The organism is Micromonospora citrea, assembly GCF_049629545.1.
Lineage (GTDB): Bacteria > Actinomycetota > Actinomycetes > Mycobacteriales > Micromonosporaceae > Micromonospora > Micromonospora citrea_A.
Genome location: NZ_JBNADX010000009.1, coordinates 105,736 through 132,602, shown reverse-complemented (window position 1 = coordinate 132,602; position 26,867 = coordinate 105,736). Strand labels below are relative to the sequence as shown.

The 26,867-nt window shown below is 67.3% G+C and carries 27 protein-coding genes and 1 pseudogene; 5 read left to right on the top strand and 23 right to left on the bottom strand.

What is annotated here, in order from left to right; translation table 11 throughout:
• Positions 1-5 precede the first annotated feature (5 nt).
• The 9 genes from ACPFP2_RS12690 to ACPFP2_RS12650 form a co-directional block, all read right to left on the bottom strand.
• A complete protein-coding gene (locus ACPFP2_RS12690; RefSeq protein WP_424089179.1) occupies positions 6-1,742 on the bottom strand; it encodes a replication initiator in 1,737 nt (578 codons plus the stop codon).
• Positions 1,743-1,965: 223 nt separating this feature from the next.
• A complete protein-coding gene (locus ACPFP2_RS12685) occupies positions 1,966-2,406 on the bottom strand; it encodes a hypothetical protein (RefSeq protein ID WP_424089177.1) in 441 nt (146 codons plus the stop codon).
• Positions 2,403-3,149: a DUF2637 domain-containing protein gene (locus ACPFP2_RS12680; protein WP_424089175.1), complete on the bottom strand. Its 747-nt coding sequence runs from the start codon at positions 3,147-3,149 to the stop codon at positions 2,403-2,405. Before ACPFP2_RS12680 ends, ACPFP2_RS12685 begins: the two co-directional genes overlap by 4 nt.
• Entirely contained in the window at positions 3,136-3,408 is a 273-nt protein-coding gene (locus tag ACPFP2_RS12675) for a hypothetical protein (protein ID WP_424089174.1), read from the bottom strand. The genes ACPFP2_RS12680 and ACPFP2_RS12675 overlap by 14 nt, the downstream gene beginning before the upstream one ends.
• Positions 3,405-3,593, bottom strand: a complete 189-nt coding sequence (locus tag ACPFP2_RS12670; RefSeq protein WP_424089172.1) for a hypothetical protein — start codon at positions 3,591-3,593, stop codon at positions 3,405-3,407. Before ACPFP2_RS12670 ends, ACPFP2_RS12675 begins: the two co-directional genes overlap by 4 nt.
• Before the next feature lie 27 nt (positions 3,594-3,620).
• Positions 3,621-3,932: a spread protein gene (locus ACPFP2_RS12665; RefSeq protein ID WP_424089170.1), complete on the bottom strand. Its 312-nt coding sequence runs from the start codon at positions 3,930-3,932 to the stop codon at positions 3,621-3,623.
• Entirely contained in the window at positions 3,929-5,575 is a 1,647-nt protein-coding gene (locus tag ACPFP2_RS12660) for an FtsK/SpoIIIE domain-containing protein (RefSeq protein WP_424089168.1), read from the bottom strand. The genes ACPFP2_RS12665 and ACPFP2_RS12660 overlap by 4 nt, the downstream gene beginning before the upstream one ends.
• A 264-nt stretch (positions 5,576-5,839) precedes the next feature.
• A complete protein-coding gene (locus ACPFP2_RS12655) occupies positions 5,840-6,055 on the bottom strand; it encodes a hypothetical protein (protein ID WP_424089166.1) in 216 nt (71 codons plus the stop codon).
• Positions 6,055-6,453, bottom strand: a complete 399-nt coding sequence (locus ACPFP2_RS12650; RefSeq protein WP_424086409.1) for a transcriptional regulator — start codon at positions 6,451-6,453, stop codon at positions 6,055-6,057. Before ACPFP2_RS12650 ends, ACPFP2_RS12655 begins: the two co-directional genes overlap by 1 nt.
• 153 nt (positions 6,454-6,606) lie before the next feature.
• On the opposite strand from ACPFP2_RS12650, the gene ACPFP2_RS12645 reads away from it, so the two are divergent.
• Together ACPFP2_RS12645 and ACPFP2_RS12640 are read left to right on the top strand one after the other, a co-directional pair.
• Complete coding sequence (locus ACPFP2_RS12645; RefSeq protein WP_424089164.1) at positions 6,607-7,398, top strand: GntR family transcriptional regulator; 792 nt, start codon at positions 6,607-6,609, stop codon at positions 7,396-7,398.
• Positions 7,395-8,006, top strand: coding sequence for a GNAT family N-acetyltransferase (locus ACPFP2_RS12640; protein ID WP_424089162.1), 612 nt, complete (start codon positions 7,395-7,397; stop codon positions 8,004-8,006). The genes ACPFP2_RS12645 and ACPFP2_RS12640 overlap by 4 nt, the downstream gene beginning before the upstream one ends.
• A 1,286-nt stretch (positions 8,007-9,292) precedes the next feature.
• Here ACPFP2_RS12640 and ACPFP2_RS12635 read toward each other — a convergent pair.
• Complete coding sequence (locus tag ACPFP2_RS12635) at positions 9,293-10,327, bottom strand: hypothetical protein (protein WP_424089160.1); 1,035 nt, start codon at positions 10,325-10,327, stop codon at positions 9,293-9,295.
• Between the two features lie 409 nt (positions 10,328-10,736).
• On the opposite strand from ACPFP2_RS12635, the gene ACPFP2_RS12630 reads away from it, so the two are divergent.
• Positions 10,737-10,880 carry a hypothetical protein gene (locus ACPFP2_RS12630; protein WP_424089158.1) on the top strand — a complete coding sequence of 48 codons (144 nt, stop codon included), beginning with the start codon at positions 10,737-10,739 and terminating at the stop codon, positions 10,878-10,880.
• A gap of 135 nt (positions 10,881-11,015) precedes the next feature.
• Here the strand turns inward: ACPFP2_RS12630 and ACPFP2_RS12625 are convergent, their stop codons facing one another.
• On the bottom strand, positions 11,016-13,100 hold the full coding sequence (locus ACPFP2_RS12625; RefSeq protein WP_424089156.1) for a restriction endonuclease: 2,085 nt from the start codon (positions 13,098-13,100) through the stop codon (positions 11,016-11,018).
• Positions 13,101-13,432: 332 nt separating this feature from the next.
• Here ACPFP2_RS12625 and ACPFP2_RS12620 point away from each other — a divergent pair, with 332 nt between their 5' ends.
• On the top strand, positions 13,433-14,725 hold the full coding sequence (locus tag ACPFP2_RS12620; protein WP_424089154.1) for a hypothetical protein: 1,293 nt from the start codon (positions 13,433-13,435) through the stop codon (positions 14,723-14,725).
• Positions 14,726-14,792: 67 nt separating this feature from the next.
• Here ACPFP2_RS12620 and ACPFP2_RS12615 read toward each other — a convergent pair whose 3' ends face one another.
• The 10 genes from ACPFP2_RS12615 to ACPFP2_RS12570 all read right to left on the bottom strand — a co-directional run bounded on the left by ACPFP2_RS12615 (position 14,793) and on the right by ACPFP2_RS12570 (position 22,343).
• Entirely contained in the window at positions 14,793-15,113 is a 321-nt protein-coding gene (locus ACPFP2_RS12615) for a hypothetical protein (protein ID WP_424089152.1), read from the bottom strand.
• Positions 15,110-15,832: a hypothetical protein gene (locus ACPFP2_RS12610; RefSeq protein WP_424089151.1), complete on the bottom strand. Its 723-nt coding sequence runs from the start codon at positions 15,830-15,832 to the stop codon at positions 15,110-15,112. Before ACPFP2_RS12610 ends, ACPFP2_RS12615 begins: the two co-directional genes overlap by 4 nt.
• Positions 15,829-16,191, bottom strand: coding sequence for a hypothetical protein (locus ACPFP2_RS12605; protein WP_424089149.1), 363 nt, complete (start codon positions 16,189-16,191; stop codon positions 15,829-15,831). The genes ACPFP2_RS12610 and ACPFP2_RS12605 overlap by 4 nt, the downstream gene beginning before the upstream one ends.
• Positions 16,188-16,553 (bottom strand): hypothetical protein, encoded by a 366-nt coding sequence (locus ACPFP2_RS12600; RefSeq protein ID WP_424089147.1) that lies wholly within the window; start codon positions 16,551-16,553, stop codon positions 16,188-16,190. Before ACPFP2_RS12600 ends, ACPFP2_RS12605 begins: the two co-directional genes overlap by 4 nt.
• A 128-nt stretch (positions 16,554-16,681) precedes the next feature.
• The gene (locus ACPFP2_RS12595) at positions 16,682-17,866 is read right to left on the bottom strand and encodes a hypothetical protein (protein WP_424089145.1); all 1,185 of its coding nucleotides are present in this window, start codon (positions 17,864-17,866) and stop codon (positions 16,682-16,684) included.
• Positions 17,867-18,630: 764 nt separating this feature from the next.
• Complete coding sequence (locus ACPFP2_RS12590) at positions 18,631-20,106, bottom strand: hypothetical protein (RefSeq protein WP_424089143.1); 1,476 nt, start codon at positions 20,104-20,106, stop codon at positions 18,631-18,633.
• Entirely contained in the window at positions 20,103-20,693 is a 591-nt protein-coding gene (locus ACPFP2_RS12585) for a hypothetical protein (RefSeq protein ID WP_424089141.1), read from the bottom strand. Before ACPFP2_RS12585 ends, ACPFP2_RS12590 begins: the two co-directional genes overlap by 4 nt.
• Positions 20,693-21,172, bottom strand: coding sequence for a hypothetical protein (locus tag ACPFP2_RS12580; RefSeq protein ID WP_424089140.1), 480 nt, complete (start codon positions 21,170-21,172; stop codon positions 20,693-20,695). The genes ACPFP2_RS12585 and ACPFP2_RS12580 overlap by 1 nt, the downstream gene beginning before the upstream one ends.
• 120 nt (positions 21,173-21,292) lie before the next feature.
• Positions 21,293-21,832, bottom strand: a complete 540-nt coding sequence (locus ACPFP2_RS12575; RefSeq protein WP_424089138.1) for a hypothetical protein — start codon at positions 21,830-21,832, stop codon at positions 21,293-21,295.
• A gap of 31 nt (positions 21,833-21,863) precedes the next feature.
• Positions 21,864-22,343, bottom strand: a complete 480-nt coding sequence (locus tag ACPFP2_RS12570) for a quercetin 2,3-dioxygenase (protein ID WP_424089136.1) — start codon at positions 22,341-22,343, stop codon at positions 21,864-21,866.
• A gap of 81 nt (positions 22,344-22,424) precedes the next feature.
• Here ACPFP2_RS12570 and ACPFP2_RS12565 point away from each other — a divergent pair, with 81 nt between their 5' ends.
• Complete coding sequence (locus ACPFP2_RS12565) at positions 22,425-23,081, top strand: TetR/AcrR family transcriptional regulator (RefSeq protein WP_424089134.1); 657 nt, start codon at positions 22,425-22,427, stop codon at positions 23,079-23,081.
• A gap of 559 nt (positions 23,082-23,640) precedes the next feature.
• Here ACPFP2_RS12565 and ACPFP2_RS12560 read toward each other — a convergent pair.
• Together ACPFP2_RS12560 and ACPFP2_RS12555 are read right to left on the bottom strand one after the other, a co-directional pair.
• Positions 23,641-24,087: pseudogene (locus tag ACPFP2_RS12560) on the bottom strand (SRPBCC family protein); the annotation flags it as partial.
• A 170-nt stretch (positions 24,088-24,257) separates the two neighbouring features.
• Positions 24,258-26,855, bottom strand: coding sequence for a right-handed parallel beta-helix repeat-containing protein (locus ACPFP2_RS12555; protein ID WP_424089132.1), 2,598 nt, complete (start codon positions 26,853-26,855; stop codon positions 24,258-24,260).
• Positions 26,856-26,867: the final 12 nt, after the last annotated feature.

Sequence of the window (26,867 nt, the reverse complement as noted above, 5' to 3'; positions counted from 1 at the left end):
TCCGGTCAGGACGTGGGGCGGTCGACGGTGGTTGGGGCGGTGGTGGCGGCGCGATCTCTCGCGGCCAGGAGCGCGGCTTTCCACTGCGCCCGTTGGGACAGGGCGCGTAGGAGCCGGTGTTGCAGGGGTGGCACGTCGGCGTCGTCGGGCCGGGCGAGTTCCCACGCGTACGCGGGCGGGGCCTGCTGGTCGACGGGCTCGGCGTCGTCCGCGCCGTTGCTGACGCCCAGGAGTCGGCGTACCCAAGCCCGGGCGTCGGCCCGGTGGTCAGCGAGGGTCTTGCCGGACCAGTCACGCGAGACGAGGATGCGTCGGCCGCCGATGCCGAGGGTGGCGCGTTGGTGGACCTTGCCCTTGCACCGGCCGGCTTGCAGGCGCCCGTGGGCCTTCTTGGGTTGGATGCCGTAGAGCAGCCAGTTGGCGCAGCGGTCGTTGCACGGCGTGACTCGCAGTTGGTGCCAGAGCCGGTCGAGGTGGTCGCGTTGGCGGTCGGTGCCGGTCTTGTGGCAGTCGGCGGCGGACTTGGTGATGTACTTCGTGATGTAGCCGATCGTGCGGTTGGCGTGGACCGTCCCGGGGGTGACGCCCTCGGCGCGCAGCTGGACGCCGAAGCGGACGACGTGGACGGGTTCGGCGTCGGGGTCGGTGTCGATGGCGTCCAGGGCGTCAGCCCACGAGGTCAGCGGCTGCTGGGTGTCGGGGTCGACCCACTCACTACGGCGGCCGTCCCAGACGGGAAGCCGGTCGAGGGAGTACACCGGTTCGTCGGCCGGGGGCCACCACACCTGGTGATAGGTCGCGGCGGCGACCTGCCGCAGCACCGCCCGAGGGATCGTTCCCCGGATCGCGAAGTGCGCGTGCGGCGCCAACCGGCGCTGGGGCTCGACGCAGCCGGCGTATTGGACGTTCCAGCCGACACACCGCCGGAGGTTTTGCCAGAACCGGTCGAGCAGCCGGGCGAAGTGCACGGCGTCCCAGGCGGCCCGCCGGTAGTCGTAGGTGGTGGGGTCGACGGGGGTGCCGTCCGGGTGGACGCGGCCGTAGGAGTCGAGGGTGAGCGTCAGCCACATCGACGGCCGATGCTCGGTGCCGTCCGGCGCGACGTAGACCTTCCCGACCGTGCGCGGTTCGACCTTCTTGCGCGGCAGGTCGGGCGCGTCCTGTCGGCGGCGGGTGGACCGCTTGCGGCGCCCACCGGGGTTGTCGTCTTCCTCGCTTTCGTGGGGTGGGGCGACCTGCCCGCGCAGCCCTTCGGCGGCGATGGCTTCCTCTACCTCGCTGATGGCTTGGTCGATGCCGGGAACCTGGTCGAACTGCGCAGAGCGTTGGGCCTCGTCGCGGGCGAACTCCAGATGCGCGCGCAGCATCACCAACTCCCGCTGCTCCTCGGTGGCGCAGAGCGGACCGAACGGAGACGGCTCGTCGGCGCGGTGCCAGCCCTCCCGGATCTGCGTCTGCCGCAGCCGGCGAGCACGCTTCGCGCACGGTGGGCACTTGTCTTCCCGGGTCGACCCGCACGGCAGGTCGATGACTTCGGTGTGGCCGGTGTGCAGGTCGGTGCGGCGCAGGGTGACCGGGTGGAGGCAGACGCCGTATTCGGCGGCCATCTCCTTGAGCACCTGCCGCGACATGGGCAACGCCATGCGGGCAGCACGGGACCCGGGCGCCGGCGAGTCGACGGTGGCCGGAACGACGGCGGGTGGGGTGTCGGGGGTGAGGCCGGGCAGGGTGGGTGCGGTCATCGGGTCACCTCCGGAAGGTCGAACAACACGGGCTGGATCGGGGCGAGCGGGGTGGTGCGAGTTGGGCCGGCGTGGCTGGCCCAGCGGGTTGCCGCGGCTTGATGCCGGTCGCAGGCGGTTTCGGCGCGGTAGTGGCCGGTGCCGGGGTGGCCGGCTTCGATGAGGGCGGTGGCCCACCTACGGCAGCGGGCGCAGTAGGTGGGCCGACCGGTGGTCATGGCGGTCAGTGCTGGCAGCCGGAGCAGTGCAGGCCGGTGCAGCCCGGCTTGCGTCGGAGCAGGAGGGCGAGGACGACGAGGACCAGGACCACGCCCGCGATCAGCGGGGCGGCGGAGCGGACCTCGTCGACGAGCTGCGCGGCGAGGTAGCCGACCCCGACCAGCGCGCCCACGGCCGGGACGGTGGCGGCGGCGATGATGTGGCCGCGTCGCAGCCGGCGTACCGGGGCCGGGGCGGGTAGGTGGGTGTCGAGGAACCGCACCGTCACGGTGACCCGGTCGCTGCCGGGAACCTCGCGGGGCTGGGTCATGGACAGCAGGCGGCCGGAGTCACGAACCAGGGCGACCGTGGCGGCGACCTCTCCGGGGGCGCCGACGATGCGGCGGACCAGGACGGTGGAGCGGTGGCGGGTGGAGCTGTGGCGGGCGAGTTGGGTGCGGGTCACCGGATCACCTCCGAGGCGAAGACCTGACCGTTGGTGCGGGGGGACTGGACGACGGACGAGATGAGCGCCGACCGCACCGGAGCCGGCGTCGAGACCGGGGCCGGGGTCGGGGTCGGCGGGACGTAAGCGGGGACGGGCGGAGCCGGGGCTGGGGTGGTGGTCAGGTCGGCCGGGTCCAGGTCGATCGGCTCTGCCGCCGGCACCGGGGCGGAGCTGTCGGTGGGTGCGGTGTCCTCGGTGGCTGGCGCGTTCTTGTCGGCCAGGTCGCGGGCGGCGGCGAGGAGGGCGGCGGCTTCGGCTTCGATGGCGGCGAAGTCGGGTCGGATGCGTCCGGCGACGAGTTCGACGCCGATGACGAGGACGACGACCAGGGCGAAGACCACGCGCAGGCCCAGGCTGCCGGGGGAGGCGAAGTTGATGGTGGCCGACAGCAGTGCGGCGGCGGCGAAGACGACCATGGCCCCGCGCTTGGCATCGCGGGCGATGCCCGGGGTGCGGACGACGATGAGCATGGACACCATGGCGGCGTCGAAGATCAGCGGCACCAGGTAGGCGAAGTAGCCGGCGTTCTGGGTCCACAGGTAGTGGGCCTGGTGCAGGTAGCTGGTCAGCAGCGCGCCGAGCAGGACGAAGCGGTTGTACCGCTTGATCGCGCTGATGGCCTTGAGCATGGTCGGGACCGCGTTGCGGGCGTACTCGGCGGCGAACTGCTCCGTGAAGGAGACCGGCTCAATGGTCGACATGAGCACTCACCCCCGCCGTGGTCGTGACGGACGGGGCGGGGTCCGGGCGGAGCCAGGCGCGCAGGTTGCGCAGGTAGATCGCGCCGTAGACGAAGCAGGAGACGAGGAATCCCCACTGTTCGGTGACGATGGAGTAGGCCAGCCACAGCACCTGGGCGGCGAGCCCGACGGCCCAGCCAGTCCAGGAGCGCTTACCGGCCAGCCAGAGGCCGGTGACGCCGACGGCCATCAGCAGCCACGACCAGAGTTGGTGGTTCATGCCGCCCACCCCCACATCTCGGCGTCTTCGGCGGCGAGCTGGGCGTGCCGGTTGAGGGCGGCGGCGAGGATCGCGTCGGCGTGGGTGTCCGGGTTGCAGTAGGGGCAGGTCTGGTCGGGGTCGGTGTGGTGCAGGTCGAGGCAGGTGCGGCGGATCGGCCGGCGGGCCAGGCGACGAGTACGCATCGGGTGCTCCCAGCGGGTGAAGGCGGGTCAGCGGGTGGTGGGCTTGACGTGCACGCGGATCCACTCCGGCGGCTCGCCAGTGGAGGCGACGGCTTCGGAGAGGCAGCGCCACAGCGCCCACGCCTCGTTTGGGGTCAGGTACATGCGGCGCCGGCCGGCTCCGACGGCGAGGTAGAGGTCGGCGTCGGGGGTGACCCGGACGGTGACCGGGACGGATGCCTTGTCGACGTGCGGGGCACGCAGCCGGTAGAACCGGCGCGGCTGGTCGGTCAGCTCGTCGGGCTCGTCGGCGTAGGGCATCGGGACCGGAGCCGACTCCGGCAGGTTCTGAGCGGTCATCGGGGCTCCCCTCCGTTCGGGGTGGTGTCGAGGTCGAGGGCGTTGAGCAGCGACGGCGGCAGCAGCGGCGCGGCCTGCTTCGGCGCGGTGGGCCGGTAGGTGTGCCGGCCGTTGCCGTTGGTCCGGACGGGCTTGGACTGCGCCGGCACCACCACGGGCTCCGGCTGCGTCTCGACCGGGGCGGGGAACGTCGCGGCCATCTCTCGGATCACGTCGTCGGAGATGAAGGAGAACCGCACCCGCGCGGGCTCGGGCTGACCATCCAGGAGGACGTAGGCGACGCCCTTGCCCGACAGCGGGATCTGATCCGCCAGGGCTCCCCGGTCGCGGGCGCCGTCTCCGAGGAGCAGGTCGACGTGGCCGCGTTCGGTCAGCCCCAGGGCGATGCGGGTCGGGAACAGGTCCCGGACGGAGACGACTTCCTTGCGGGGGTCCTGGGTGGCAGCCACGACCAGGACACCCAGGCCCGCGCCCTGCGACAGCAGCAACCCCAACGACTGCGCGATCCGGTTGCGGATCTCGCTGTCAGGCAGATACGCCAGCAGGGCGGCGATCTCGTCTATGACGACGACGATCAGCGGCTCATCCACCGTCGGCGTGTGCACCCGTGCCTTGCCCCGCAGGATCTGCTGACGGGCACGCATCCGGGCTACGGCGTCGTCTAGGAGGTCGGCCATGCGGGACCAGTCGTCATCGACGTAGCGGGAGAACAACGGCCGACCGATCGCCAGTTCCATCCCGCCCTTGGGATCGATGGCCCACACCCGCACCAGGCCGGAGCGGATACCAGCGGCAAGCGAGCGGATGAGCGACCAGATCACTGAGCCCTTGCCCATCCGGGTCGCTCCACCGATGAGCACGTGGGTGGCGAGCAGCCGTAGGCAGTAGACGGCGAGGTCTTCCCGCAGGCCGAGCGGCAGGGCGGTGAAGTCCGGGCGGGTGGGCACGGGCAGCGGAGCGACAATGCGGGTGAGCGGGTCGCGGCGGATGAACACGAGCCAGACATGCCGGGGCCGGTCACGGAACCGGACCCGGTCGACCAGGCGCAGCAGCCAGGCGAGGCGGCCGGAGCGCGGCGGGGGTGCTTGGCGGCGGCCGGAGAAGACTCGGCAGTGGCGGGTGCCGAACGAGTACGCCAGATCCCGAGCCGCCTTGTGGTAGACCTCCGGGTTCTGCCCGCGCGGCATCCGCAACACGAGTTCATCGGTGGCGTAGGTGCAGCGCACCGACAGCAGCGTCGGGACCTTCTCCCCGCCGTCGTACTTCTTCACCAGCCTGCACAGGGACATGACCTCGTGCCACTGACGCCGATACACCCACAACCGCCGCCACCAGGACACGGCCCGCAGCACGACCAGGCGGTGGAAGGACTCCCGACCCCGCCACCACCAGCCGGCGGCCGAGCCGGCGAGGACGAGCAGGACCAGGACGTGCGGCCACCAGCCGTGATCCCGGTAGATGTCGACAGCGAGCAGGACCAGGGCGACGGCCGGCCAGGCCCGCCAGTGCCGCAGGGCGAACAGCACCAGGCGGATGGTGCCCACGACGAGGCGAACCAGGAGCAGAACAGCGGTCGCCGTCCAGACCAGGGGCCACGGGGCCGCGATCTGGAAACGGCGGAAGTTGACCAGCGGAGCGCGCATCACGCCACCGCCTGACGGTTGCTGCGGTGCTGCTCGGTCCACGCCTCCGCGCAGACCTTGTGCACCGGCTTACCAGCGGGACTACGGCAGATCGCCGGGCGCCCGCAGATCACACAGGGAGCGGACTCGCCAGCGCCACCAGAGCGCGACCAGTCCAGAGAAGTTGGCATGATGGACCTGCCCTTCCAGGCCGAGAGGACTTCGGACGGGCAGCGGGGCGGCCGGCTTTCCTAGGGCATGGGCCGCCCCGCGCACCACGTGGAATCAGGCCGCCACCTTCACGGCCGACAGGGACTGCTGCGCCTGGGCGATGACCTCGGCGAGGCGGTCGAGTTCCGTCCGGGGTAGGAACACGGCGACGTACCCGCCGTTGTCGCCGAGCATCACCACGACCCGGTCGTCGTCGGGGTGCGACCGGAACGACAGCGACGTGTCGGGGTCGATGTGCACACCCGTCGACAGGTACGGGGCGGCGCCCATCAGGCCGACGCCTTCCGCGACTCCGCGAGGGTCTTCGGCGCGACCATCCCCGACGCCCGGAACGAGTAGGCGAGGCGGCCGTTGCTGCCCACGTACGGGGTCACGTTCAGGTTCTCGAACTCCACCGGCTGGAACGGACCCACCGGCGGGACGGGCTGCACGTCCGACAGGATCTTGATCGACACCTCACGCGAGCGCGACCCCAACTCCGGGTCCATGTCCATCACCCGGCACTGCCACACCCGCTGACCCGTCAACTTGTCCTTCGACGGCGTGCGCTGCCGCGTCGCCTCGTTGAAGTCCTGCGCCTCCGCGATCGAATCCGGCACGAACACACACCCGTGCGGAAACACCGCCTCGAACGGAACCGCAAACCGCGTACCACCACGAAGAGCCATAGCTCTGCCTCCATGCGCCGATGGCTTCGCCCCTGCTCAGGGGCCTTGACAACCAGTAGCAGTTTTTGGGCCGCCCACTTGGTACCTACCAAGAAACCACACCTGAGTTGACCCGTCAATGCTTGGTCCGTACCAAAGTCGTAGAGTGGCGGTATGAGCCCGGACAAGACACCGCGTGACCTGGGGCAAGAGCAGGAGCCCCGCCATGTCGCACTGGCCAGGACCCTGCGCGACGCCATCGTGCGCGGCGAGTTCTCCCCGGGAGAACGCCTGCCGGCAGAGCGGGATCTGGCCGACAAGTTCAAGGCATCTCGAACGACCGTTCGCCTGGCGCTGTCGGCCCTCAAATCACAGGGACTGATTGGTTCAGGGCAAGGGCAGGGCACCTACGTACGCAAGGCGCGGCCGATCAGGGTCATGGCAATGGACCAGGACCGACGAGCCCGCCGCGCCGAGAACCACGCAGCGACCTTCAACAGCGAGGTAGCCCGTCAAGGCCGGATAGGGCGTCAGAACATCATCAGCGTGGCGCCCGAGCCTGCGAACGCTGAGGTTGCCCGTTGGTTGAGGATCAACGAAGGAACGCCAGTGCTCGCCCGTCGACGAGTCATGCTCGTTGACGAAGAGCCGTACCAGCTCGGGGACAGCTACTACGTGCACGAGCTGGTCAAGGACACCGCCATCGCTGAGCCCGCACCCGTGGAGGAGGGCGTGTTGACCGTGCTTGAACGGGTGCACGGGAAGCCGATCTCCTACTACATCGATGAGTTGAGCTTCAGGATGCCCACGCCCGAAGAGGCGGGAACCCTACGGCTTGACCCAGGGGTCTGCGTCGTCCGAGCGGTTCGGGTCGCGTACGACGCTGAGGACACACCTGTAGAAGCGTTCGACCAGCTGCTAGCTGGGGATAAGCATGTCTTGGTCTACGAGGTGGCCGGCGAGTGAATGAGCTGATGGAGCTGGGGCAGCCCGTACTGACCGGGCGCGTCGTCCAGTTGGAGCCGCTGACCTTCGAGAGCACCGCAGAGCTGGCGGAGGCCGCAAACCACGCAGCGATCTGGACCTACCTGGACGAGCCAACACCGAGCACGAGCGAGGCTGTGTCGGCCCTCGTTACGGAAGCGGTTGAGGAGCAGGACCAGGGCGTGCGCATCCCCTACATCATCAGGGACCGTAAGACCGGAGCCGCCGTCGGAAGCATCAGCTTCATCGACATCCAGCCAAGGCACCGAGGCGTCGAGATCGGTTGGGCATGGGTAACGCCAGAACACTGGAGTACCGGTGCCGCCCGCGAGGCTTCCTACTTGCTCATGCGGCACGCCTTCGAAACCGCCGGCGCCATCCGCGTGGTCTTCAAGACCGACTCCCGCAACCTCCGATCTCAGCGGGCGATCGAGCACCTGGGGGCCACCAAGGAAGGGGTCTTCCGGAACCACCGAATCCTGCGAGACGGACACGTCCGGCACTCGATCTTCTACAGCGTCACGGCGGAGGAATGGCCGGAGGTGCGCCGGACCCTGGACCTGTGGCGTGAGGAGTTGCCGGTCGAGTGAGGTAGGTCGGAGCAGGAGTGCAAGCAGGTCGCGGCGGTTGATGTTCGGCCATCAGGATGTGTGGAGTCCGGAGCGAGCATGACGAGCTGCGGTAGGCAGCTCGTGCCGGGCGGACCTCAGAAGATGGCCCGGGTTGCGGGGTCGCTGCGGGTGGAAGGTGCCGCAGCGGTTGGTGGTGTCGTGCTGGGTCTTGGTCGGCTCGGAGCTGCCTGTGATCTGTTGCCGAATTGGCCTGTACTTGGATCAAGGCGCTCCGCGCGGCGCGGGCCGGGGCGCGGCAAACGGCTCCTGCGGAGCCGCCGCCCCGGCGCAAGGGCGCCGGGGCGGAAAAGTCAGCCGGCCCGAACCCCACGCCCCGCCCCGCGCGTCACCCCTGGGTCAGTGAGGTGACCCGGTGACGAGTCCCGAAGGACGACTGGGACCAGGACGACAACGTCTCCCTACCGTCTCTTCCAGCCTCGTGACGTCTCACCGCGGACCGGTCTGCGGTCGTCGGGTCGAGTTGCCGAACGGAATCCGTCGGCCGCTCACGGGTCCGAGGTGGGGAAGAGGTGAGGGGTGACGGAGGGGCGGAGGGGTGGGGCGGGGTTGGGGTTAGAGCTGCCTCCGGCGGGGGCCAGACGACTCCAGGATGCAGTTGCCGAACTGTTCCGGTTGTGGGTGGTGGGGGTGGGATGCCATCCCGCCAGCCACCGACCCAGGCAAGCCGAGCAGACCAGGGCCAGGGCGACAAGGTCGTACGTCCAGTAGGGCGCTCCACCTTGTCACCCTGGCCCTGGTCTGCACCACGATGTGTGGGTCGGCGGCAGACGGGATGACATAAGCAAGAAGCCTAATCGCGCAAGCTCTCATACGCAGCCTGAGTGCGCTTAAGTGCCATTAGGATTGTTAGCAGGAGATGGACAATTAGTGCCACGACCAAAGCGCTGATCGGCACGCCGAGTGGCCTGTCTTTCACGGTAGTGCTAACACCAACAATCAGCGTAGCCGTTGTCGTAACTCCCACGAGAACAGAGTAAGCAACGTTGACTTGCAGCTGATCTACAAGCTGGGAAACCCTGCTAGTGCGCGAAACGCGAGGATCGTCCGTAATCCGCATACCGAGACTGAACACGTGGATTAGAAGGCCAAATAACAAAGCGGTAAAGATAGAGACCCCAGATAGGATGCCCTCAGGCCCCCTGAGGCGAAAACCGGCTATCCACGTGAAGGTGCCGAGCGCTAACGGGATCCCGTAGAATCCAGCGAAGTCGATAGGGCGAGGCAGTCGATCCTGGTCACGTTGATCAGACAGCGTTTCCAGATGCTTCTTCACTAATGGAGTTACGGACCACTTGGCGCTCACGTATAACCTCCATTCGAATTGCAAGCTGTTCGTCCGTCCAAGCGCCTTCGCGCCAGTCCGGCGAGAGTTCCAGATGTAGCTGCCGGCAGAGGGATGGAACAACAAGGTCCATATGTCCGAAGATCACATCGTCCTTAACGCGATCCTTACCTTCGTGGGGGAGGACGTAAACGAGAGCAGGGGGCTCCTCCTTGCCGATCACCACCTGTCGCTGCTGGTGGCCATCGTCCAGACTCAGTCGTGTCTCGTCGGAATCCAGCGCCTCACGGAGGCCGAACATCTGCTGGGCTTGGATGTCTTTACGAAGGAACGCGTCCTTCACCGCCTGCCCGAAGCTCTTCACGCCCCGCCGAGGCTTCATCTCGTACTCCAGCCGACCCACCACCTCCGGCTTAATCCTGTCCGCTAAATCATGACTTGCGTCATATCGAACAACCTTGATCCCAGTAAGTTTAGCGTTCGCCAAGTAATCACGCCAGGCTTCCTGGTCGATCAAGTTTTCATCATGGAGCAAATAATCCCCGCCGAAGCGGCCCCTGAACGCCGATTTGAGTTGACGCATGAAGAAGCTCGCAGCGCCACGTCCTCCATACCGTTCTGCCAGAAGAATAGCCATGTGCCCGCCAGGGGGAACGATGACCATATTGCGAGCAGTGGTGAGTGTCGATTCATCTGCACCGAAGGTGTGGGTGGTCTCATGATTCGTCCTGTTGACGATCTCGCCTTCGACGCCGTATTTTCCGTAGTCGGCGCCAAAGCAAATGCGAGTGCCCGATGCATCTAGAGTGTCGATTGAGAAGTATTGCTTATGGCGCGTATCGTCAATCGGCTGGCTTTGAACATTCCGAAGAAAGCCATACGTTAAATGCAGGAGGCTAGCGCCTTGGCCGTCAATGTTGTCGACGCGCAGGCGAAGGTTTGGCCGCATGCGCGGTGCCACAAATAGGCCATATACCGCAAATGAATGCTTTGGCATGCCGCTCCCCGGTCGCTGTGTGCATACGCTGAACTGCACAACGTACTTGGGCGCGTCACGCATGACAATGCCTCATATCTGACAGCCAAACCTCCTTCATGGGGCCAAAGGGGCAAGTCGACCGAACCGGGCTAGCTTGACTCTAGCTAGACCCACCGACAAACTGGCGCGCCTCAGGAGGCTGCTGGCGTTCTGCCTCTCAAGGCCGCTACGGGCGTACAGGGGCACGGCAGCCTCGGGCTGCGGCACGCTCATGACTGGAGGCGACAAGTTCAAGCTTCGCCAAACGCTTCGCTGGGGATGTCGGGGCTATGCGACGAGGCGGGGATGCCCAGTGACTGCCCGGCCGGACTGGCCCCCACCCTCGATCGCTGACACTGCGAGCCGAAGACGAGGGAGTCCGCCTCTGGTGGTCGACGACGAATTCCCGGCGACCGCCGCCGGCGACGAGGATTTGCGAGCATGGCTGAGCTCCTTCGTCCGGCTGCTTGCGGTCGAGGTCGAGCGATCCAGCAGCTACGGCGCCTACCTCGCCCGCCACCAAGCCCCCTGACATTGAGAAGCTAGACCAGGAGTGGCCCGGTGTGGCTCCACAGCTGCCCATGCAGCCGACCCGTCAGCGGTCCCGCCTCATGGCCGTGGTTGGCGCTTTACCTCAGACCCACCTGGTTTCCCTGGGGCTCATATCTTATGGAGCATCCGGAGTGAGGCCGCCGACTTTGATGCCCAGACCAGAAAGCCGGCGCATGATATTGCTCGGAGCATCAGTCAGCTTATACTTCGAACCACTCTTGATCGCTCCTCGTACAAATTCATGCGACAGGAACTGAAGGCACTCCTCTATAGAGGACGCCGATGGCCGAGGGTTCATTTCCTTGCGCAGCGCATAGTGGATGTTCTCGTTACTGATGAACCCATTCATTAGCGGGTCGTCCTCGTTCGCCTCATTGTGCAACAGCTCGATCAGTTTGGCTAGCAGATCCGCCGTCCGCTCTGCCGCTCCGTACTGCTCCTCGATGTCAGCGAGGTCATCGCCGGTCCGCTCGAAGAGTAGACGAAGCTCGACAAGCGTTAGGGGATACCGCTCATGTCTAGACAGCAGTCCGATCAGATCCTCGACCGTTAGCAGCGTAAAGTTATTGTTCGTGGCCCACTCGCGGACTCGCGTAGAGAAATCGGGCCCCACCACCATTCCATAGTCGGTTCGATGCTTTTTCTGGTGGTCCTTGAGTGCGTCGAACTTAATTAGATTGTCGGTGATGATTCCGCTTGCCGACGACTTCGTTTCCACGATGCTGCGATAGCGGTCCGCCGCCGGGAGTTCGGCGGTAATGACGACATCCGTTCGCCCGCTTCCTCCAAGATGCTCAGCTTGAAATCCGAGGAACCTGAACGCGTCAGCCACTGTAGCCTCAAATTCCGTGCTAGCGTCGCCCCGGTTGGAGTAGTTGCGAAGACTGGCGGTGAGGGAATCGACGGATGCTGTAGCGGGTGGCGCCTCGACCTCCTCGGTGGTGGATTCGCTTTCCGGATCGTCCCGCCAGGTAGGCGACTCTAGTGGCAAATCCTTTGCCAGAAGCCGGCCGAGCGCAGTGATACGGTAACGGGTCCAGTCAATCCGTTCCACCAAACCAGCCTCGACCATAAAGCCCAGGCGCGTGCGAACCTCGTAGTTATCAATCTGGGTGCAGCGATAGAGTGAGTTCGCTGTACGCACAAGTTCGGATACGGCCGTAGCCTCTTCAAGGTGCGTCAGGAGTTCGCCCACGAACTTGTAGCGGGTGTGAAGAAAACGCACAAGGTCGATCTCCTGCCCAAATTCGACAAGCTCTGCAAAGTCCTCTCTTGTGCCGTACTGATTAAAGGCCACCATTTCGATGGCCCGCATGTTCTTGAGAGTCTGCAGGGTTTGGCTGATCGAGCTCTTCTTCATTCCGAGCTGCGTGCTGAACCGCTCGAACAGCTCCTCTGTAGAGCTTCCTGCGCCGACGATGTCAACGAGAATCCTGACCGCGTCCAGTGGTGACTGTGAACCAGCACCCTCGTCACGCTCAGGGGCCTTGCGGCCTCGCGGAATATACCCTATGAGCGCCCTTCGCTTAGCGAGCGCTTGAGAGCTTAGCGCCCCAGTAAGCGTAGAGACCACCTCGCCCGCTTCAGGAAGCTCAACCTCGATGGTTTCGTCATTAGAGGACGCGCCGACCGCCTCGTCTGCGGAGCAGATCCGGATCCGATCCAAGAAAGCATGTCCCCGTGGGGTAACAACGTACCTGTTGTCCCACCGTTCGACCAGCCCAAGCGATGTCATCCATCCGATCCGCCGGTGGACCTGATCTGAGCTGCTCCAGGGAAGCCCGTACCTATTAGGGATCTCTAAGAGGTCGCCTTTGGACTGGATGCCACTCAACTCGTTCAACAACTCGCCGAAGAGCTTTACGTTTGCGTGCAAGTAGTCAGCGAGAGCGTCGTTGTCCGATGTTTCAAGCCAATGTGCAACAACTTCAACCGCAACCCAATTCCCCTTGGAGTCTCGGCGGACGAGGGCGCCGCGGGAAAGCTGCTTACCGAAGAGATCCTCAACCGTCGCATCAACTTGGACACCGGACGCCATGGTGACTGGGATCGTCGACCCAGGCGCTGCAGGAAGGTGGCTGAATATGTACCGGAGAGTTTCGAGGCGGTTCTCCTTCCTGCCGGGCAGGATTCCGATCGTGTTCGATCGCTCGGCCCACGGTCTTACCTCGGTGCTGGGCCCGGATCTCGGATGGTTCATCTACAGTCCTCCCGTCTAGGTGTCGGGACGTTAGCAGGCCGGACCGACATCGTCTGGCGGGCAGTAGCAGGCTAGGCAGTCCTTTCGCCTGACCCTGGAGGGGCAGGTTGCGTCCGAAGAGGAACCCAGCCACGAGGTGCCATAGTGATCCTGCTAGGAGGGCGTACGCACGTGGCGGACGCCAGGAGTTATCTACGTGAGCACTGGACTAGTCCCCAACGCCGCCGACAACAGGAGGGCGGTGATGATGTTCATCGCCCGGACCGGCCATGTGAGGATCTTGGACCGATCGCATCTTGTTCTCGGTGGCGGGAGCCGATAGACCAGACGTCGTGGCTGAAGCGAAGCTAGGACAGACGAACTACTGGTGGGTCAACCAGGGTCAGACTTACAACCAGGAGCGTAAGGCCGGGATCCTCTGGGCGCCGAAGGTGCAGAAGAATGGCGTCGAGCCTCTGCACTGGCAGTCGATGCTTGACGTGCGGCCAGGAGACGTGATCCTCCATTATGCGAAGGGGGTTCGTGCGTTCAGCGTGGTGGCGACCGCCGCGGTCGACGCGCACAGGCCCGGCGACCTGCCGAAAGACATGTGGGACCGTGACGGGCGCACGGTTCGGACGACCTACAGCGAAGCTGCGAAAGCGGTTGCCTTAGACGAGCTACTGCTTGATGACCGGCTGAAGGAGCCGCAGGCTGGGCCTTTCGATCGTGCGGGCAAGGTCAAGCAGGGTTACCTCTTCCCCCTGAGTAAGGCCTTCGGGGAGTCGTTCACGGCGGCCTTCGGCGTCCGGTTTCCGGCCTTGGGGGTTGCCGCCGGTAGTTACGTGCCCAGCGAGGCGCGGATGGAGGCGGTTGAGCTGCTCCGTGCGCTCATTGGCGTGACTCTGCTTACCGTCAAGGGGCGGACAAACAAGATTCTCGCCATGCGACCGCCGGACGTCGTTGTTGCCACGGAATCTTCCCCTGCCGGGCAACTGGTGCCGATTGCTTGGGTCGAGGAGGCGCTGCAGCTTCTGCGGGAACACGGTTCAGTCACCATCCACCCCGACCAGGTCGGCTACCGGAGCGCTTTCATCGGAGCCGTTCTACTCCAGTTGCCCTACGCGCAGGCGAGCGGCAGCCCTCCCGTCATCAGCTTCCAGGCCCATGATGAGGCTGAGCCAGAGGCCATCCCACAGCCGGCGACCGACAAGGGCGCCACGGATCCCTTCACAGGCAGTCTCGAGAAGCCGTTCGCGGGAACCCAGCGAGGAGAGCAACCAGCTCTGCGCCGCCGTCTGCTCGGCTCAGTGTCCGAAGCCGAGTGCGCCATCTGCGGCGAGGCCTACCCAGCACGCTTTCTATGGGCAGCCCACATCAAGCCACGATCAGTCTGCACGGACACCGAACGCCGAGACCTATCGCACGTGGGGATGCTCGCCTGTGTCTTTGGTTGCGATGCGCTGTTCGAGACGGGCTACATCAGCGTCAACGAGAACGGCCAGATCGTCACCAGCAGCTTCGAGCCAGCGAATAAAGCCATCGCGAACAAGCTGGCCGACCTCGAAGGACGGCCCGTCAGCGCCCACACGAAGGCGAGCGCGGCTTACTTCGCCTGGCACCAATCGAACATGTTCCGCGGCTGACGTGCGAAGTCCCTAGGCAACGGCAGTACAGCAGCCGATTGAGCTGCAAGACAGGGGCCCGCTGCCCCTACACGTCCTCCTCCAGGCGGCCGGACGTCTCTGCGGCCTGGGCGCCCAGGCGTTGGCGTTCCTCCGGGTCGAGGCTCTGTTCCCACTGTCTGAAGTGGTGGTAGCGATCGAGGAGTTGGTTGCCGTAGGCGTCGCTGGCGGCGATCTGGCGTAGGTCGGTGTGGCCGGCGAGGACGTCGCGGGCCATCTCCTGGAGGTCGTCGCCGGCAACGCCGTCGCTGAGTCGGCGCAGGCTGGTGTGGAGAAGCTTGGCCAGGCCGCGGCTGCCTTCGGTGATGTCGAGGAACTGCCGCTCCGGCTCGTGGTCGGGGATGGTCATGCGGGCACCGGGCTGGTGTAGGGCTGGTCCGGTAGCGGAATCTTGGACAGGTCACCGCCCTGTTCGGCGAGGGTCTTGAGGAAGCTGAAGAAGCCGAGGATGAGGGTGCCGCCGGTTTGGATCTTCAGTGCGGCGTCGTTGACCTTCTTGACCAGTTCGATGGCTTGCCAGGTGGCGATGCCGTATCCGGCGACCGCGCCGACGCCGGTTTCGATGAGGGCGGTGCCTGCTGCGGCGCTGACGCCGATGATGATTGCTTTGTCGATGATCATCTTGATGAGGCCGCCGACCATGTCGGCCAGCAGCCAGATGGCGCGGGCTGCCTCGTGGTACTTGTCCTGCACTTGGGCCAGGACGACGTTCTGTTGGGCGGTGGCGGCGGCGAGCTTGCGGAAGTAGATGAACGCGGCGTCGGCGGCCCGGCCGTCCCACTGCTGGTCGACCTGGGTGGAGACCTCGATGAGGTTGCCGCCGAGGGCTTGCAGGCTCTGGCCGAGGTTGCCGTAGGCGTCACCAACTTTGTAAAAGCTCTCCCAGTCCCCGACGAACGCGGCGGTGATGGTGCCGATGACGTCGTAGCCAGCGACATCCTTGATGACCTGGTTGACCCAGTGGGAGATCGAGATGGCGTCCAGGATGCCGATCGGGTTGGCGAAGCCCTGGGAAATCGAGGGGTCAGGCTTGTCCGGCTCGCGCAGGAAATCGGTCGGCTCGATCACGGGTAGCTCCTGGCACCGGTGCGCTCCCCGGACATCGTGTCTTCCCCGCGATCAACAGCCGGAAAGGTGGCGTCCAGGCGCCCAGCACTCCGGGCGTCGGTGCGCCGGTAGTAGTCCGCCGTGCGTTGCAGGGCGTCACGCGACTTGTCCAACAGCTGCACCAAGTGGGTCAGCCGCGCGGTCATCTCGTCGACGAGCTTCTGATGCGCCGGCCACGCCTCGTTGAGCAGCCCTTGCCCATACCAGGGCATGTCGGTGTGCTTGGTGATGTACGCCTTCGCCGCCTGGGCGTCAACGCTGGCATCGGTCATACGGCCGGCGGCCCGCTCCAGGGCACCGGGCTCGACGGAGAAACTCACGACAGCCGATCCCCGATCACGCCCGTCACGACCAGCAGGACAGCGGCGAGCAGCAGTGCAAGACCCATCACCCGACCGCGCCGCTTTGCCTCTGCGTTGCTGGACGCGCGGTAGACGCCCAGGCCCGTCACCGCAGCCACCCCCAGCGGCACCGCGACCGACAGGAAACGGAAGAACGACCAGCCGTCGAACACGTTCCCGGCATCCCCGACGACCAGCTGGTAGACGAGGAACCCCAGGGCGACGATGCAGAAGAAGAACAGCACCATCGACAACAGTGCGATGCCCCGACGGAAGTCATGCCACTGGTCCGGCTTCTCCGGCGACACCGCCACCGCCTCGGTCTGTCCGGTCTCACTCACGGCAGCACCATCCCACAGCGCCACCACACACCGCGACCCCGCGCCTACCCAAACGATCAACTGTCATGAAGTAGGCAAAGGCTAGCGAAGATCAACTAGCACTATGCCAGCATAGGAGAACCGCCCCTCTAACGCGCTGCTTGTCGTGGGCGGCGGCCTGGGCGTTGGGTTTGAGATCGGCGGGCGCCCGAGGTTGTCAGGGTTGCCTGAACTTCCTCTCTGAGAGCGTCCAGCGCCAACACCACGTACGCCTGCACGCTCTGCCAGGCTCGGCCGAAGTCGCTGATGGGATAGGTCAGCCCGAACGATGGTAGGGCTGCAACAGCGTTGGGCGACGCGTCCATGTGCTGGCCAGCGTTGCGGATGTGAGTCACGTTCCGCAGCGTCGTCAGCGCCGCGTCAACGCGGGCGATTGCTTCGTCTGTGAGATGGGCGGCGAGGAAGGCTCGGAGCCGTCGCAGCGTTCCTTGCTGCTGATCGCCTGGAACGTCGAATCCCTTAAACATCTCACCTAGAGCGCTGAGCCGGTTGTCGAACTCCTCCGCCGTCGCAGCGCCGAAGACGATCCGTGCTGCTCGCTCAGCACTGGGGATGACCAAGAGGCCGACTCCGAAGCGCAGGCGCCACACGACGTCGAGGTAGTCGAGCGATGCCACGAGACTCAGCGGGGAACCGAGGACAGGCGAGAGTGGCTCAGCGGCAGGTGCGAGCCAGGTGCGCAGACGGTAAAGGTAGTCACCGACCGAGGACACGTCGCGGAAGCGCCTCACGAAAGTGCTGGGGTTGGGCATCCAGACGCCACCATTGACGTTGCCGCCCCCGTGCCAGGTCGATGGCTCTCCAGACAGAAGGTCTGGCAGCAACCGCACCAGTGCCTTGTTCTCAAGACCGAGGTCGCTGAGTAGGTCGGGCCCTGACAGGGTCACATCGATCACACGCCGCGGGTCGAACGCCGCCCTGGCACGGCGATCAGCCAGTTCAACTAGCACGGCTAGGAACATGTCCAGGACATCAGCATGTTCAGGCAGGTGGGCAAACCCAGCGACAGTCAGCTTGATCTGGGCGTCCGGGGAATTGCTGTGGTCCCGGCGGACCAGCGAATAGTTCAGTTGGCCAGCCGAAATGGACGGCATCGACCTCAGCACGGCGTCGGCATCGAGTCCCAGTTCATCCATACGGGCTTCGACGTACTGGTAGACCGGCCACTCACCGATGTCCGTAAGCACGTCGCCCACGATCCTTAGCAGCGCGATCTGCTCGTGAGTTACTGCGGTCAACAGCTGATCAGTTCGCGACGTGGTGTCCTCAAACATGGCTGTGCTCCTGCGCGCCGGGGTCCAGAGAAGAGCCGGGTGGCCCGTCGCTGCCACTGGACGCAGGGCAGCCCCACAGGATAGTGATCGAGCAGCGGAGTGTCCAGCGAATAAGCTGGCGCGGTCGCGGGACCGCAGTGTGGTTGTAGGGCCGGAGAAGTACAGATGGGCAAGCTCGCACGAGCACGATGACCCATGTTGACCTCGCAAGGACCGCACGGTCTCGGCTCGCCGCGAGTTCCGGCCAAGATTCCAAGGGGTCACCGCGCAGGGCAGCGAGAAGGCAGCAAGCCGTATATCAGCAGCCGACAGAGTCCGACGGCAACTAGCACGGCCGTCACAGTTGAGCGCACAGGACGACGTCGACCGGCAACAGCCAATGCGCCGCGCCGGCGTTCGGGACGAAGAGGTCGTCGGTTCGAATCCGGCCACCCCGACCAGAGGTAAGCAAAGGTCAAGGCCCCTCCACGGAGGGGCCTTGATTCGTTCCCGCCGATCACCGCTCCGGCGGAGGCAGCGAACGGTGCGAGCACCCTGCGAATCCGATCCCGGGTCGAGTGCGTGACGGCGGCAGCGGCACGGTGCGCCGGCCATCTCGTGACTTCGGGTACGGCTTGACCGTGACGTGCCCGGACACCTCCTCTGCGACCCGCACCACCCTGAGGACGCTCGCGGCCAGGTCGACGACGTCCCAGCGGAGCCCGCGCACTCGCCCCAGCACAGGCCGTGCCGGCGGCGACGGCGACCCGGGCGTGTAGTTGATCTCAGTGCTGACACACCGGCCGGTTCGTGATCCAGTGCTGGTTGACCAGATTCACGACCGGCGGCGGGTCGGGGATGCCGCCCTCGGCGGCGATGGGTCTGGCGTTGAGGATTCTCAGGAAGAAGTTGATCACTTTGACGACCAGGGCCGGGATCGTGTAGCCGATGCCGTAGGTCGCGTTGATGGTGAGGTCGGCGCGGTTGCAGCCCTCGCGGTTGGCGAGGCCTTGCAGACCACCGAAGCCGACGCTCGATCCTCGGGTGATCCCAACCGTCGTGGTGAGCGCGGCGTACAGCCCGGCGGTGAACACGACCGCGCCGAGGCCGACGAAGAACTTCACGTCGTAGTCGATGAGCAAGGCGTTCACCCCCACCGAGGTGCCGTCGATGGAGTCGACGAGGCTGCTCTTCTCCTGCAGACCGCCGGGCCAGCGTGGGCCGAACGTGCCGTCGGCGTAGCCGAAGCCCATGGTGCCGCCGAGCGAGTACTCACCGGTGGCCCTGATCGTCGTGTGCCCGGCGCTGAAGCCGGTGCGGATGCCGATCGACTGCCGAACGGTCGCGGAGAACGGGATGCCCAGTACGGATTCGAGGGGGACGCTGAAGTTGACTGGGACGAAGACAACGGGGTGGACGTTCTGACCGGTTGTGGTGATGGCGTCGACCTGGACCCGGACTCCGGCGGCGCCGTGGATCCGCAACTCGGCTGCGGTGACTTCGGTCCCGTCGATCACCAGGTGGAACTTCGCGGAGGGCTGCTTCATCACGAAGGCGATGGTGCCTGAGAGGTCGAGTCCGCTGTCACGGTAGGAGAAGCGGGCCCCGACACCGTCGGTGCAGCAGAAACCCTTGGCTACGAGCTGGCCTGGCCGGGCCGCGCCTGTGGTGAGCGGCACAGCGGCGGTGACCGGCCGGGTGCCGGCCAGCGTCAGCGCGTTGACGGTCGCGGCCGGGGTGCGGTCCAGGGCCGCGGTCGCAACCGGTTCGGATCGCGGCGCGGAGGTGTCCGGGTGGGACCAGAATGCGTCGTCGAACTGGTATGGGGTTGCACCGGCCAGGGAGACGGGCTGTTCGGAGGTGAATTCGCCGTCCTGGATCACGTCGGTGATGTCCACCGGGCCGATGGCGACCGCAAGGTCCTGACCGTCACGTCGGGCGTCGATCACCCGCCCGACCCCACGCCCGGTGACGAACATGACCTTGCCTGGGGCCAGCAGGTCGGCGTTGCCGGCGTCGGGGTCCAGCCGCCAGGTCAGGCCCCCGTCGGTGACCGAACGCACCGCGCCGCTGCCGCCAGCCACGATGACGACGTCCGGATGGAGGGTCACGTCCGGGTGTGGGGCGGGCGCGGCGCCATGGCGCAGATCATCGCCGGGCGTGGTCGGCTTCGCGTCCAGGCACGCGGTCAGACCGAGCAGGACGGGCAGGACGGTCGCGGCAGCGACGACCCTGCGGGTCCGCTGCGTCTTGAGGTTCATAGCCGGGTCACCACGTCCCGAGCCAGGTCCTGTAGCGCTTGCCGGGAAGCTGCGGGGTCGGCCAGGCTGACCAGCCGGATCGCGATCCAGACGTCGCCGACGTTGACGAATACCGCGCCGTCCTCGATGTGCGCCTCGTCGCCGACGCCCGTGACGGGTTTCAGGTCGTGGCCGAGGTCGCGGTCGATGTCGAGGATCTTCTTGGCCCCAGCGCCGACGTAGACCTCGACCTGGGCGGTGGGTCCGCTGATCGGGCCGGTGTAGGTGCAGGACCCGGGGGCTGCCACCGGATCCTGCAGGGGTGTTCCGGCCAGGCGCTCGGCGGCGGCCTTCGGCACCAGCGCGCACGGGTCGACTGCCCGTGCCGGGGTCGCGGTGACGTCACCGTGGTCGCCTGCGCCGGCCGGTGCTTCGGCGGAGGGCTGATCGACGGTGGGCGGCGGGGGAGCCGGGTCGGCCTTGCCGCATCCGGTCAGCGCGAGGATCATGACCGCCACGGAGATGACCGAGGCACGCCGCCTTACGGTCCGGTTACCGGTGATCATGGGTACGGTCCAGTCCAGGGTCGGCACCCGTGTGGTGGGCATCAGGCCGCCAGGATCGCGTCGAGCAGCGCCTGCAGGGCCTGTTCGTAGCCGGCGGAGTCGAGCCGCTCGAAGCTGCTCAGGTTGATCGTGTAGGCGCCCGATGCGCTGACCAGCACCGCCTCGCCGGCGAGGTCCCTCACCGCGACGTACGCCGTCACACCCGCGTCGAGATCCTTCACCGAGTCGAAGGTCTGCTCCGCTCGTTGGCGCGCGTACTCGTACGTGGTCGAACCCGCGGCCGGGGACGAGGTGGTGATGTTCACGCTGGCCACGCCCTTACCGTCGCCGAACAGGCAGTCACCGTCGTCGGTCAGTGGCTGCCCGAGGATGGTCGATACCTCTCTCGCGGTGAAGGGGCAGGGCGGGACGGCGCCGCCGGGCACGATTCCCGGGCCGGCCTGCACGTCGGATTCCGCACTGACGTCGGTGCCCGTCGCTGGTTCGGATGCGGCGCGGCACCCCGCCGGCACCACCAGCAACAGGCCTAGCACGAGCACTGCTGGTCGTCGCATGTGTACCCCCTTCTGGGTGGCCGCAGCCGTTGTCTCTGTAGCCGGCCCGGCCTGGACGCTGCTCATCGGACTGTCTGCGCCGGGATCTCAGGCACGGTCGCGGACCAGGCCGATCAGCCGAACCGCGGTGGACTGGTCGGTGTTGTCGGTGACCTCGGTGACGACCTGAATCTCGCAGGCGCGGTCCCGTACGGCGAACTCGGCGATGCCGCCCGAGGCGAAGCGGATGCCGTCGGGGCCGGGTTCGGTCTGCCCGTACGCGGACTCGGCCGGCAGGTTGCCGCCGACGGCAGTGCCGGGGCTGCCGATGTCGAGGGTGATCGAATGGTAGGTATCCGGGTTCTCCCAGGCGCAGGAGCTGCCGCCGTCGCCGGGGTTGCCGACCCGCGGACCGGTGTCGCCCGTGGCTCCGATCACCTGCGTGACCTCGTCGATGGACAGCAGCGCGCAGGCGTCGACCTGCTTCGCCTCGACCGCCGTCGCACCGGCCGAGCCGGACGGGTCACTGGCCGCCGCAGCCGGCTGGTCCGCCGGTGCAGACCCGCAGGCCGCCGCGCCGCTGATCACGACTGCGGCGGCGCACGCCCGCCACCACCGGCCCCGCCGTCGAACCTCTCCGTCCGTCATGTACTGGCCTCCTGTGCTGTCGATTCGGTGGTCAGTGCTGGGAAGGTGGTCCGAGCAGTTCGATGCCGTGCCGAGCGGCGGCGTGGCCGAGGGCGGCCGGGCCGATCGGTGCCGGGTCGGGCAGCCGCCGATCGAGTGCGGGGGTGCCAGCCTCGGCGGCGAACTGCTCGAACCCGGACGGGGTGGTGATCTGCAGGGCATGCAGTGGCTCGTCGGGTCCGACGAGGAAGGTGTGTGGCAGTCCGACGGGTAGCAGGACGAAGTCGCCGGGCCCGGCGGTGAAGGCCTCGCCGTCGCAGCGGAACTCGGTGGTGCCGGACAGCACGTAGAACAGTTCGTCCTCGTGCTGGTGCCGGTGCAGAGGCGCGGTGAAGCCGGGCGGGTTGACGAACTCGACGACGGTGAGACGGCCGCGGGTCTGCTCGCCGGTCGCCTTGACGGTCATCAGGCTGCCGAGAAGCCAGTGGGCTTCTCCCTCGCCGGCGCGGCGCACGTACGGGCGAACAGGCATGTCGTTGCCCCTCTTTGACTGATGGACAAGGTCTATTCATTAGCCGGTGTCTAGTGAATACGTTGCTAGTATGGCGGAGTCATGGACGGTGTCAAGGACGGAAAGCCGACACGGCGCTACCGGTCCGCAGTGCGTGAGGAGAGCGCACGGCGTACCCGGCGGGCGGTGGTCGGCGCGGCGGCCGAGTTGTTCGTCGCACGTGGGTATGCCGGCACCTCGCTGGCTGATGTGGCGGCCGCCGCAGGCGTCGCGCGCCCGACCGTGTTCGCCGCGTTCGGGTCGAAGCCGGCGCTGCTACGGCAGGTCCTCGACGAGGCGCTCGCCGGCGACGACGAGCCGGTTCCGGTCGCGCAACGACCCTGGTTCCGGCCGGTCTTCGAAGCCGACACGCAAGCCGGCGTCCTGCACGCGTACGCCGATGTGTGCACCCTGATCGGCAGCCGCGCGGCGCGGATCTTCGAGACCGTCCGGCGGGCGGCCGACGAAGCGCCTGAGGTCGCCGACGTGTGGGAAACGCTGCTACGCAACCGTCGCGCAGGCGCCCGGATGGTGGTCGAGCGGGGTCACTCGCTCGGCCCGCTGCGCCAAGGCTCCGACGTCGAGCGGGCGATCGACGTTCTGTGGATCTTCAACGACCCGGCGCACTATGACGCGTTGGTGCTGCGTTGCGGCTGGACCGAGGACTCGTTCCGCGACTGGCTGTCCGAACGCATGCAGGACGCGCTGCTGGTCCACTGACCCCGATCAGGTCGGATTGCCCCGCCCTCGGCCTCGGCCAGCCGTGTCTGGCGCTTGTGGTTCTTCCCGGAGTCGTGCGCCAGATGGAGCAGTCGACGAAGCGGCTGTCGCAGTTCTACCGACAAGGCGTCCAGGACCAGTCGGTTCGAATCCGGCCACCCCGACCAGAGGTAGGCAAAGGTCAAGGCCCCTCCACGGAGGGGCCTTGATTCGTCTCCGGAGACGCCGGCGACCCGGCCGCCGACCGGGTGGTCGGCGGCCGGGGCCCCGCAGCGCTACGTCAGAGCGGGCGGTTCGGCTCGCTGACCGGGCCACCCGGGTACGTCGTCGTGGTCGGCTCGACCACCTCCGTCGTCCGGTACTCCGACTCGGTGGTGGACGGCGTCCGGTCCTCGTCGTCGGAGCGGTGCCGGGCGGCGGCGACTCCGGCCGCGGTCGCGGCGCCCGCGACGGCGGCACCGGCGGCGACCGCCGTACCGGAGACCCCGGCCTTGCCGCTGTCACCCAGCGAGGACGCGGCGTGCGCGACGCCCGGCGTGCCCACCCCGTGCCCCTCGCCGACCGAACCGCGCCAGGCTCCGGTCTCGACGTCCCGGGACTCGATGAAGCTCTTGAACTTCTCCAGGTCGGACTCGGCCTGCTTCTCGACGATGTTCAGCTTGTCGCCGGCCTTCTCGACCAGCCCCTCCGGCTCGTACTCCAGGTGCAGCCGGACCATGGTCCGGCCGGCGCCCACGGGCTGGAAGTAGACCGCGCCGGCGTTGGTCGCGCCCTCGGTCGCCGCCCAGGCGACCTTCTGGTCCGGGACCTGCTCCAGGACGGTCGCGTCCCACTCACGCTTGACCCCGGCGATCTGGGCGACCCAGTGCATGCGCCGGTCGTCGAGCTGACGCACCTCCTCGACGCCACCCATGAAGCGGGGGAACTCCTCGAACTGGGTCCACTGGTTGTAGGCGGTGCTGACCGGGACGTCGACTTCGATCGACTTCTCGACCACGGTGGTCATGACATTCCTCCTCGTTCCGGTCGAACCTCCCTCCAACCGGGAGGGAGCCGTACTGGTCCACAGGAATCCGTACCCGCTGACCGGCTGCTCAACCGAAAACGCCGGAGCCGGCGCCCGCCCGCTGGTCGCGGGGGACGCCGGCTCCGGCGGTACGTCAGGACAGCGCGCGGTCAGGCCGCCGGGCCGATGAAGTACCCGGACTGGTCCACGATGACGTGCGTCGTACCCGAGCTGCTGTTGTAGACGTCGACGCCGAAGTTGACCGCCACCAGCGCGGCGTTCGACGCGGTCTCACCCGCGACGAAGTTGACGTTCGAGGCGGTCGGTCGTGCCTGCGCGGACGGATGGGCGACGAGCACCCCCGCCGCCGTGGGCTGGGTGACGGTCAGGTTGCCCACCAGCGCTGTCGGCTCCGGGCAGGCCGGGGCCGGAGCGCAGGAGGAAGCTGCCGTCGCGGGTTGGACGCGGGCCGCCGTCCGTGCCGTGAGCGCGCCGCCGGCCTCCCGGGTGTCGAGCAACCGGGTCGGGGTGAGCGGCACGAACGTCTGGGTGGCGTCCGGGCTGAACCAGCCGGCCAGGTCGGCGATCACGTGGGTGCTGCCGGAGCTGGCGTTGCGAATGCTCACCTTGCCACCCACCACCGGCACCGTGACCAGATTGGGGATGGTCTGCCCGGTGACGAAGTTCAGGTGCGACGCCACCGGTACGGCCGAGCCGTACGGGAAGAGCGTGAGCACCCCGTTCGCGGTCGGCTTCGTCACGGTCACGTTGAGCACCGCGGCCGTCGCGCCCGCCGGCAGCTTCGCCGAGAGGTCCAGCGTACGGGTGGTGTGGGCCGGGACCGGGCCGGCCGCGCCCTCCCGGGTGTCGAGCATCCGCACCGGCGGCACCGGGGCGTAGCCCGAGCCGGCTGCCGTGTAGACGCCCTGGAGATCCGCGATCAGGTGCACCGAGGCGATGCCGGTGTGGATGAACACGATGCGTCCGCCCGTGACCGGTACGGTCACCTGGTTCGCCACCGTCTCGCCGGCCACGAAGTTGACGTTGGAGGCGTTCAGCCGGGTGCCGTCCGGGCTGACCGTGATGAAGCCCGACGCCTCGGGCCTGGTCACCGTCACGTTGAGCACCAGCGCCGTGATGTCCTCGGCCGCCACCCCCGCGACGGTGGGGACCGGGTAGAAGAGCGCGCCGTTCTGCCCGATCGGCGCGGCCGAGCCGGTGCCCAGCCCGCTGCGGGTGTCGACCAGTCGGGTCGGGGTGACCGGGGTGAACCGGGCACCGACGACGGTGCACGGACTCGCGGCGTAGCTGCTGGCGCTTCGGAAGTTGGAGGTCGTCCCCCGCACGTCGACGCAGACCCGGCCGGCCCGTCGGACGGTCCGTTCCAGCGAACCGGCGTCGGTGACGTGCCAGTAGCGGTCGCCCCAGAAGCGGTAGGCGTACTTCGTCCGCTCCCGCTCCACCGGCCACGAGGAGCGCAGGCTGGCCCCGGCCACCATGTCGAGCGGGCCACCGCCGGGCTTGCGGCGCAGGTAGGGCACCTCGGTGACGGGCGTACCCTGTGCCTCCACCGCGCCCCGGTCCCGGTAGCCACTACCGGTGCCGGTGTTCTCGACGGCCGGATCGTCGGCGTACGGGTTGTCGAGCAGGTCGCTGTCCAGGACGCCCCGCGCGGTGGCGTCGGCCGAGTCGCGGGCGGGCGAACCGGTCCCCGGTCCGTACCAGCTGGTCCAACCGGTCTGCGTCCCGACCAGCCGAGGGTCGGCGGCGAGGTCGTGGGAGCCCTGCCCGGTCGCCGTCGTGAACGACGCGACGGTGGCGTGGTTCTCGCCGGACCAACGGTAGAGCGGGCCGTCGCCGGCCGGGTCGATGAGGTTGTGGTCGACGGTGGTGGCCGGAACGGCGTTGTGGGCCACCCGGATGGCGACGGCCTCGGCCGGGGCGGCGCAGGGCTGGCGGGTGCGGGACGTCCGGACGATGTTGTTGCGGACGGAGGCACCGGTCGAGTCCGAGTACAGGTCGATGCCGACCCGGCAGTCGGTGACGATCGTGTTGTTGGTGACCGAGACGCCGGGGGACATGGTGGCCAGCAGGCCGGAGCCGAGAAGCTGGTTGCCGGCGACCGTGACGTCCGTCGTGCCCGGGTCGAGGTCGACCGTGGGCCCGCCGGTGTTGCTGATGACGCTACGGCTGACCGTCACGTCGTCGGAGACGCCGGTGACGTTCACCCCACTCGCCCCGTCGGGCCTACTGTGAACGGTGAGCTGGTCCAGCGTGACCCGGCTGGAGTCCACCACGACGACGCCGTCGGCCCGGCTCTCCCCGTAGACGGTGAAGCCCTCGATGACGACGTCGTGCGCCCCGGCGACGATCATGATCGCCCCCATCGGGGCGGTGGTGTCGTACTTGCCGACCCGGACCGGTTCGTCGTGCATCTGAACGGCACGGAAGGTGATCGGCGCGTCCGGGGTGCCGGACCGGGTGAACGAGACGTTCTCGTGATAGGTGCCCGGATACACCAGCACCGTCTGGCCGGGACCGGCCTCGGCGGACGCGGCCTGGATGGTGCAGAACGGAGCCTCCGGACTGCCGTCCTGGACGCCCGTCGGTGAGCAGTGGGTCTTGCTGACGTAGAGCTCGGTCCGAGGCGCGGTCGCCGTCGTCGGAGCGGGCGCGGCGACGGCGGCCGGCGCCGTCGGCCCGACCAGCACCGCACCCGCCGCCAACGGAACGAGCGCGAGCCGCGCCAGCGCGTTGTGCGTTGTCATCAACGTTCCCCC

What these genes read in the sequence shown, in the direction of transcription:
- ACPFP2_RS12615 (WP_424089152.1), bottom strand. Translation starts at nt 15,113, where the DNA reads ATGACCATCCCCGACCACGAGCCGGAGCGGCAGTTCCTCGACATCACC.
- ACPFP2_RS12570 (WP_424089136.1), bottom strand. Translation starts at nt 22,343, where the DNA reads ATGCCTGTTCGCCCGTACGTGCGCCGCGCCGGCGAGGGAGAAGCCCAC.
- ACPFP2_RS12645 (WP_424089164.1), top strand. Translation starts at nt 6,607, where the DNA reads ATGAGCCCGGACAAGACACCGCGTGACCTGGGGCAAGAGCAGGAGCCC.
- ACPFP2_RS12595 (WP_424089145.1), bottom strand. Translation starts at nt 17,866, where the DNA reads ATGTTTGAGGACACCACGTCGCGAACTGATCAGCTGTTGACCGCAGTA.
- ACPFP2_RS12635 (WP_424089160.1), bottom strand. Translation starts at nt 10,327, where the DNA reads ATGCCAAAGCATTCATTTGCGGTATATGGCCTATTTGTGGCACCGCGC.
- ACPFP2_RS12660 (WP_424089168.1), bottom strand. Translation starts at nt 5,575, where the DNA reads ATGCGCGCTCCGCTGGTCAACTTCCGCCGTTTCCAGATCGCGGCCCCG.
- ACPFP2_RS12585 (WP_424089141.1), bottom strand. Translation starts at nt 20,693, where the DNA reads ATGCCCACCACACGGGTGCCGACCCTGGACTGGACCGTACCCATGATC.
- ACPFP2_RS12665 (WP_424089170.1), bottom strand. Translation starts at nt 3,932, where the DNA reads ATGACCGCTCAGAACCTGCCGGAGTCGGCTCCGGTCCCGATGCCCTAC.
- ACPFP2_RS12675 (WP_424089174.1), bottom strand. Translation starts at nt 3,408, where the DNA reads ATGAACCACCAACTCTGGTCGTGGCTGCTGATGGCCGTCGGCGTCACC.
- ACPFP2_RS12565 (WP_424089134.1), top strand. Translation starts at nt 22,425, where the DNA reads ATGGACGGTGTCAAGGACGGAAAGCCGACACGGCGCTACCGGTCCGCA.
- ACPFP2_RS12575 (WP_424089138.1), bottom strand. Translation starts at nt 21,832, where the DNA reads ATGACGGACGGAGAGGTTCGACGGCGGGGCCGGTGGTGGCGGGCGTGC.
- ACPFP2_RS12590 (WP_424089143.1), bottom strand. Translation starts at nt 20,106, where the DNA reads ATGAACCTCAAGACGCAGCGGACCCGCAGGGTCGTCGCTGCCGCGACC.
- ACPFP2_RS12655 (WP_424089166.1), bottom strand. Translation starts at nt 6,055, where the DNA reads ATGGGCGCCGCCCCGTACCTGTCGACGGGTGTGCACATCGACCCCGAC.
- ACPFP2_RS12625 (WP_424089156.1), bottom strand. Translation starts at nt 13,100, where the DNA reads ATGAACCATCCGAGATCCGGGCCCAGCACCGAGGTAAGACCGTGGGCC.
- ACPFP2_RS12555 (WP_424089132.1), bottom strand. Translation starts at nt 26,855, where the DNA reads ATGACAACGCACAACGCGCTGGCGCGGCTCGCGCTCGTTCCGTTGGCG.
- ACPFP2_RS12690 (WP_424089179.1), bottom strand. Translation starts at nt 1,742, where the DNA reads ATGACCGCACCCACCCTGCCCGGCCTCACCCCCGACACCCCACCCGCC.
- ACPFP2_RS12650 (WP_424086409.1), bottom strand. Translation starts at nt 6,453, where the DNA reads ATGGCTCTTCGTGGTGGTACGCGGTTTGCGGTTCCGTTCGAGGCGGTG.
- ACPFP2_RS12680 (WP_424089175.1), bottom strand. Translation starts at nt 3,149, where the DNA reads ATGTCGACCATTGAGCCGGTCTCCTTCACGGAGCAGTTCGCCGCCGAG.
- ACPFP2_RS12670 (WP_424089172.1), bottom strand. Translation starts at nt 3,593, where the DNA reads ATGCGTACTCGTCGCCTGGCCCGCCGGCCGATCCGCCGCACCTGCCTC.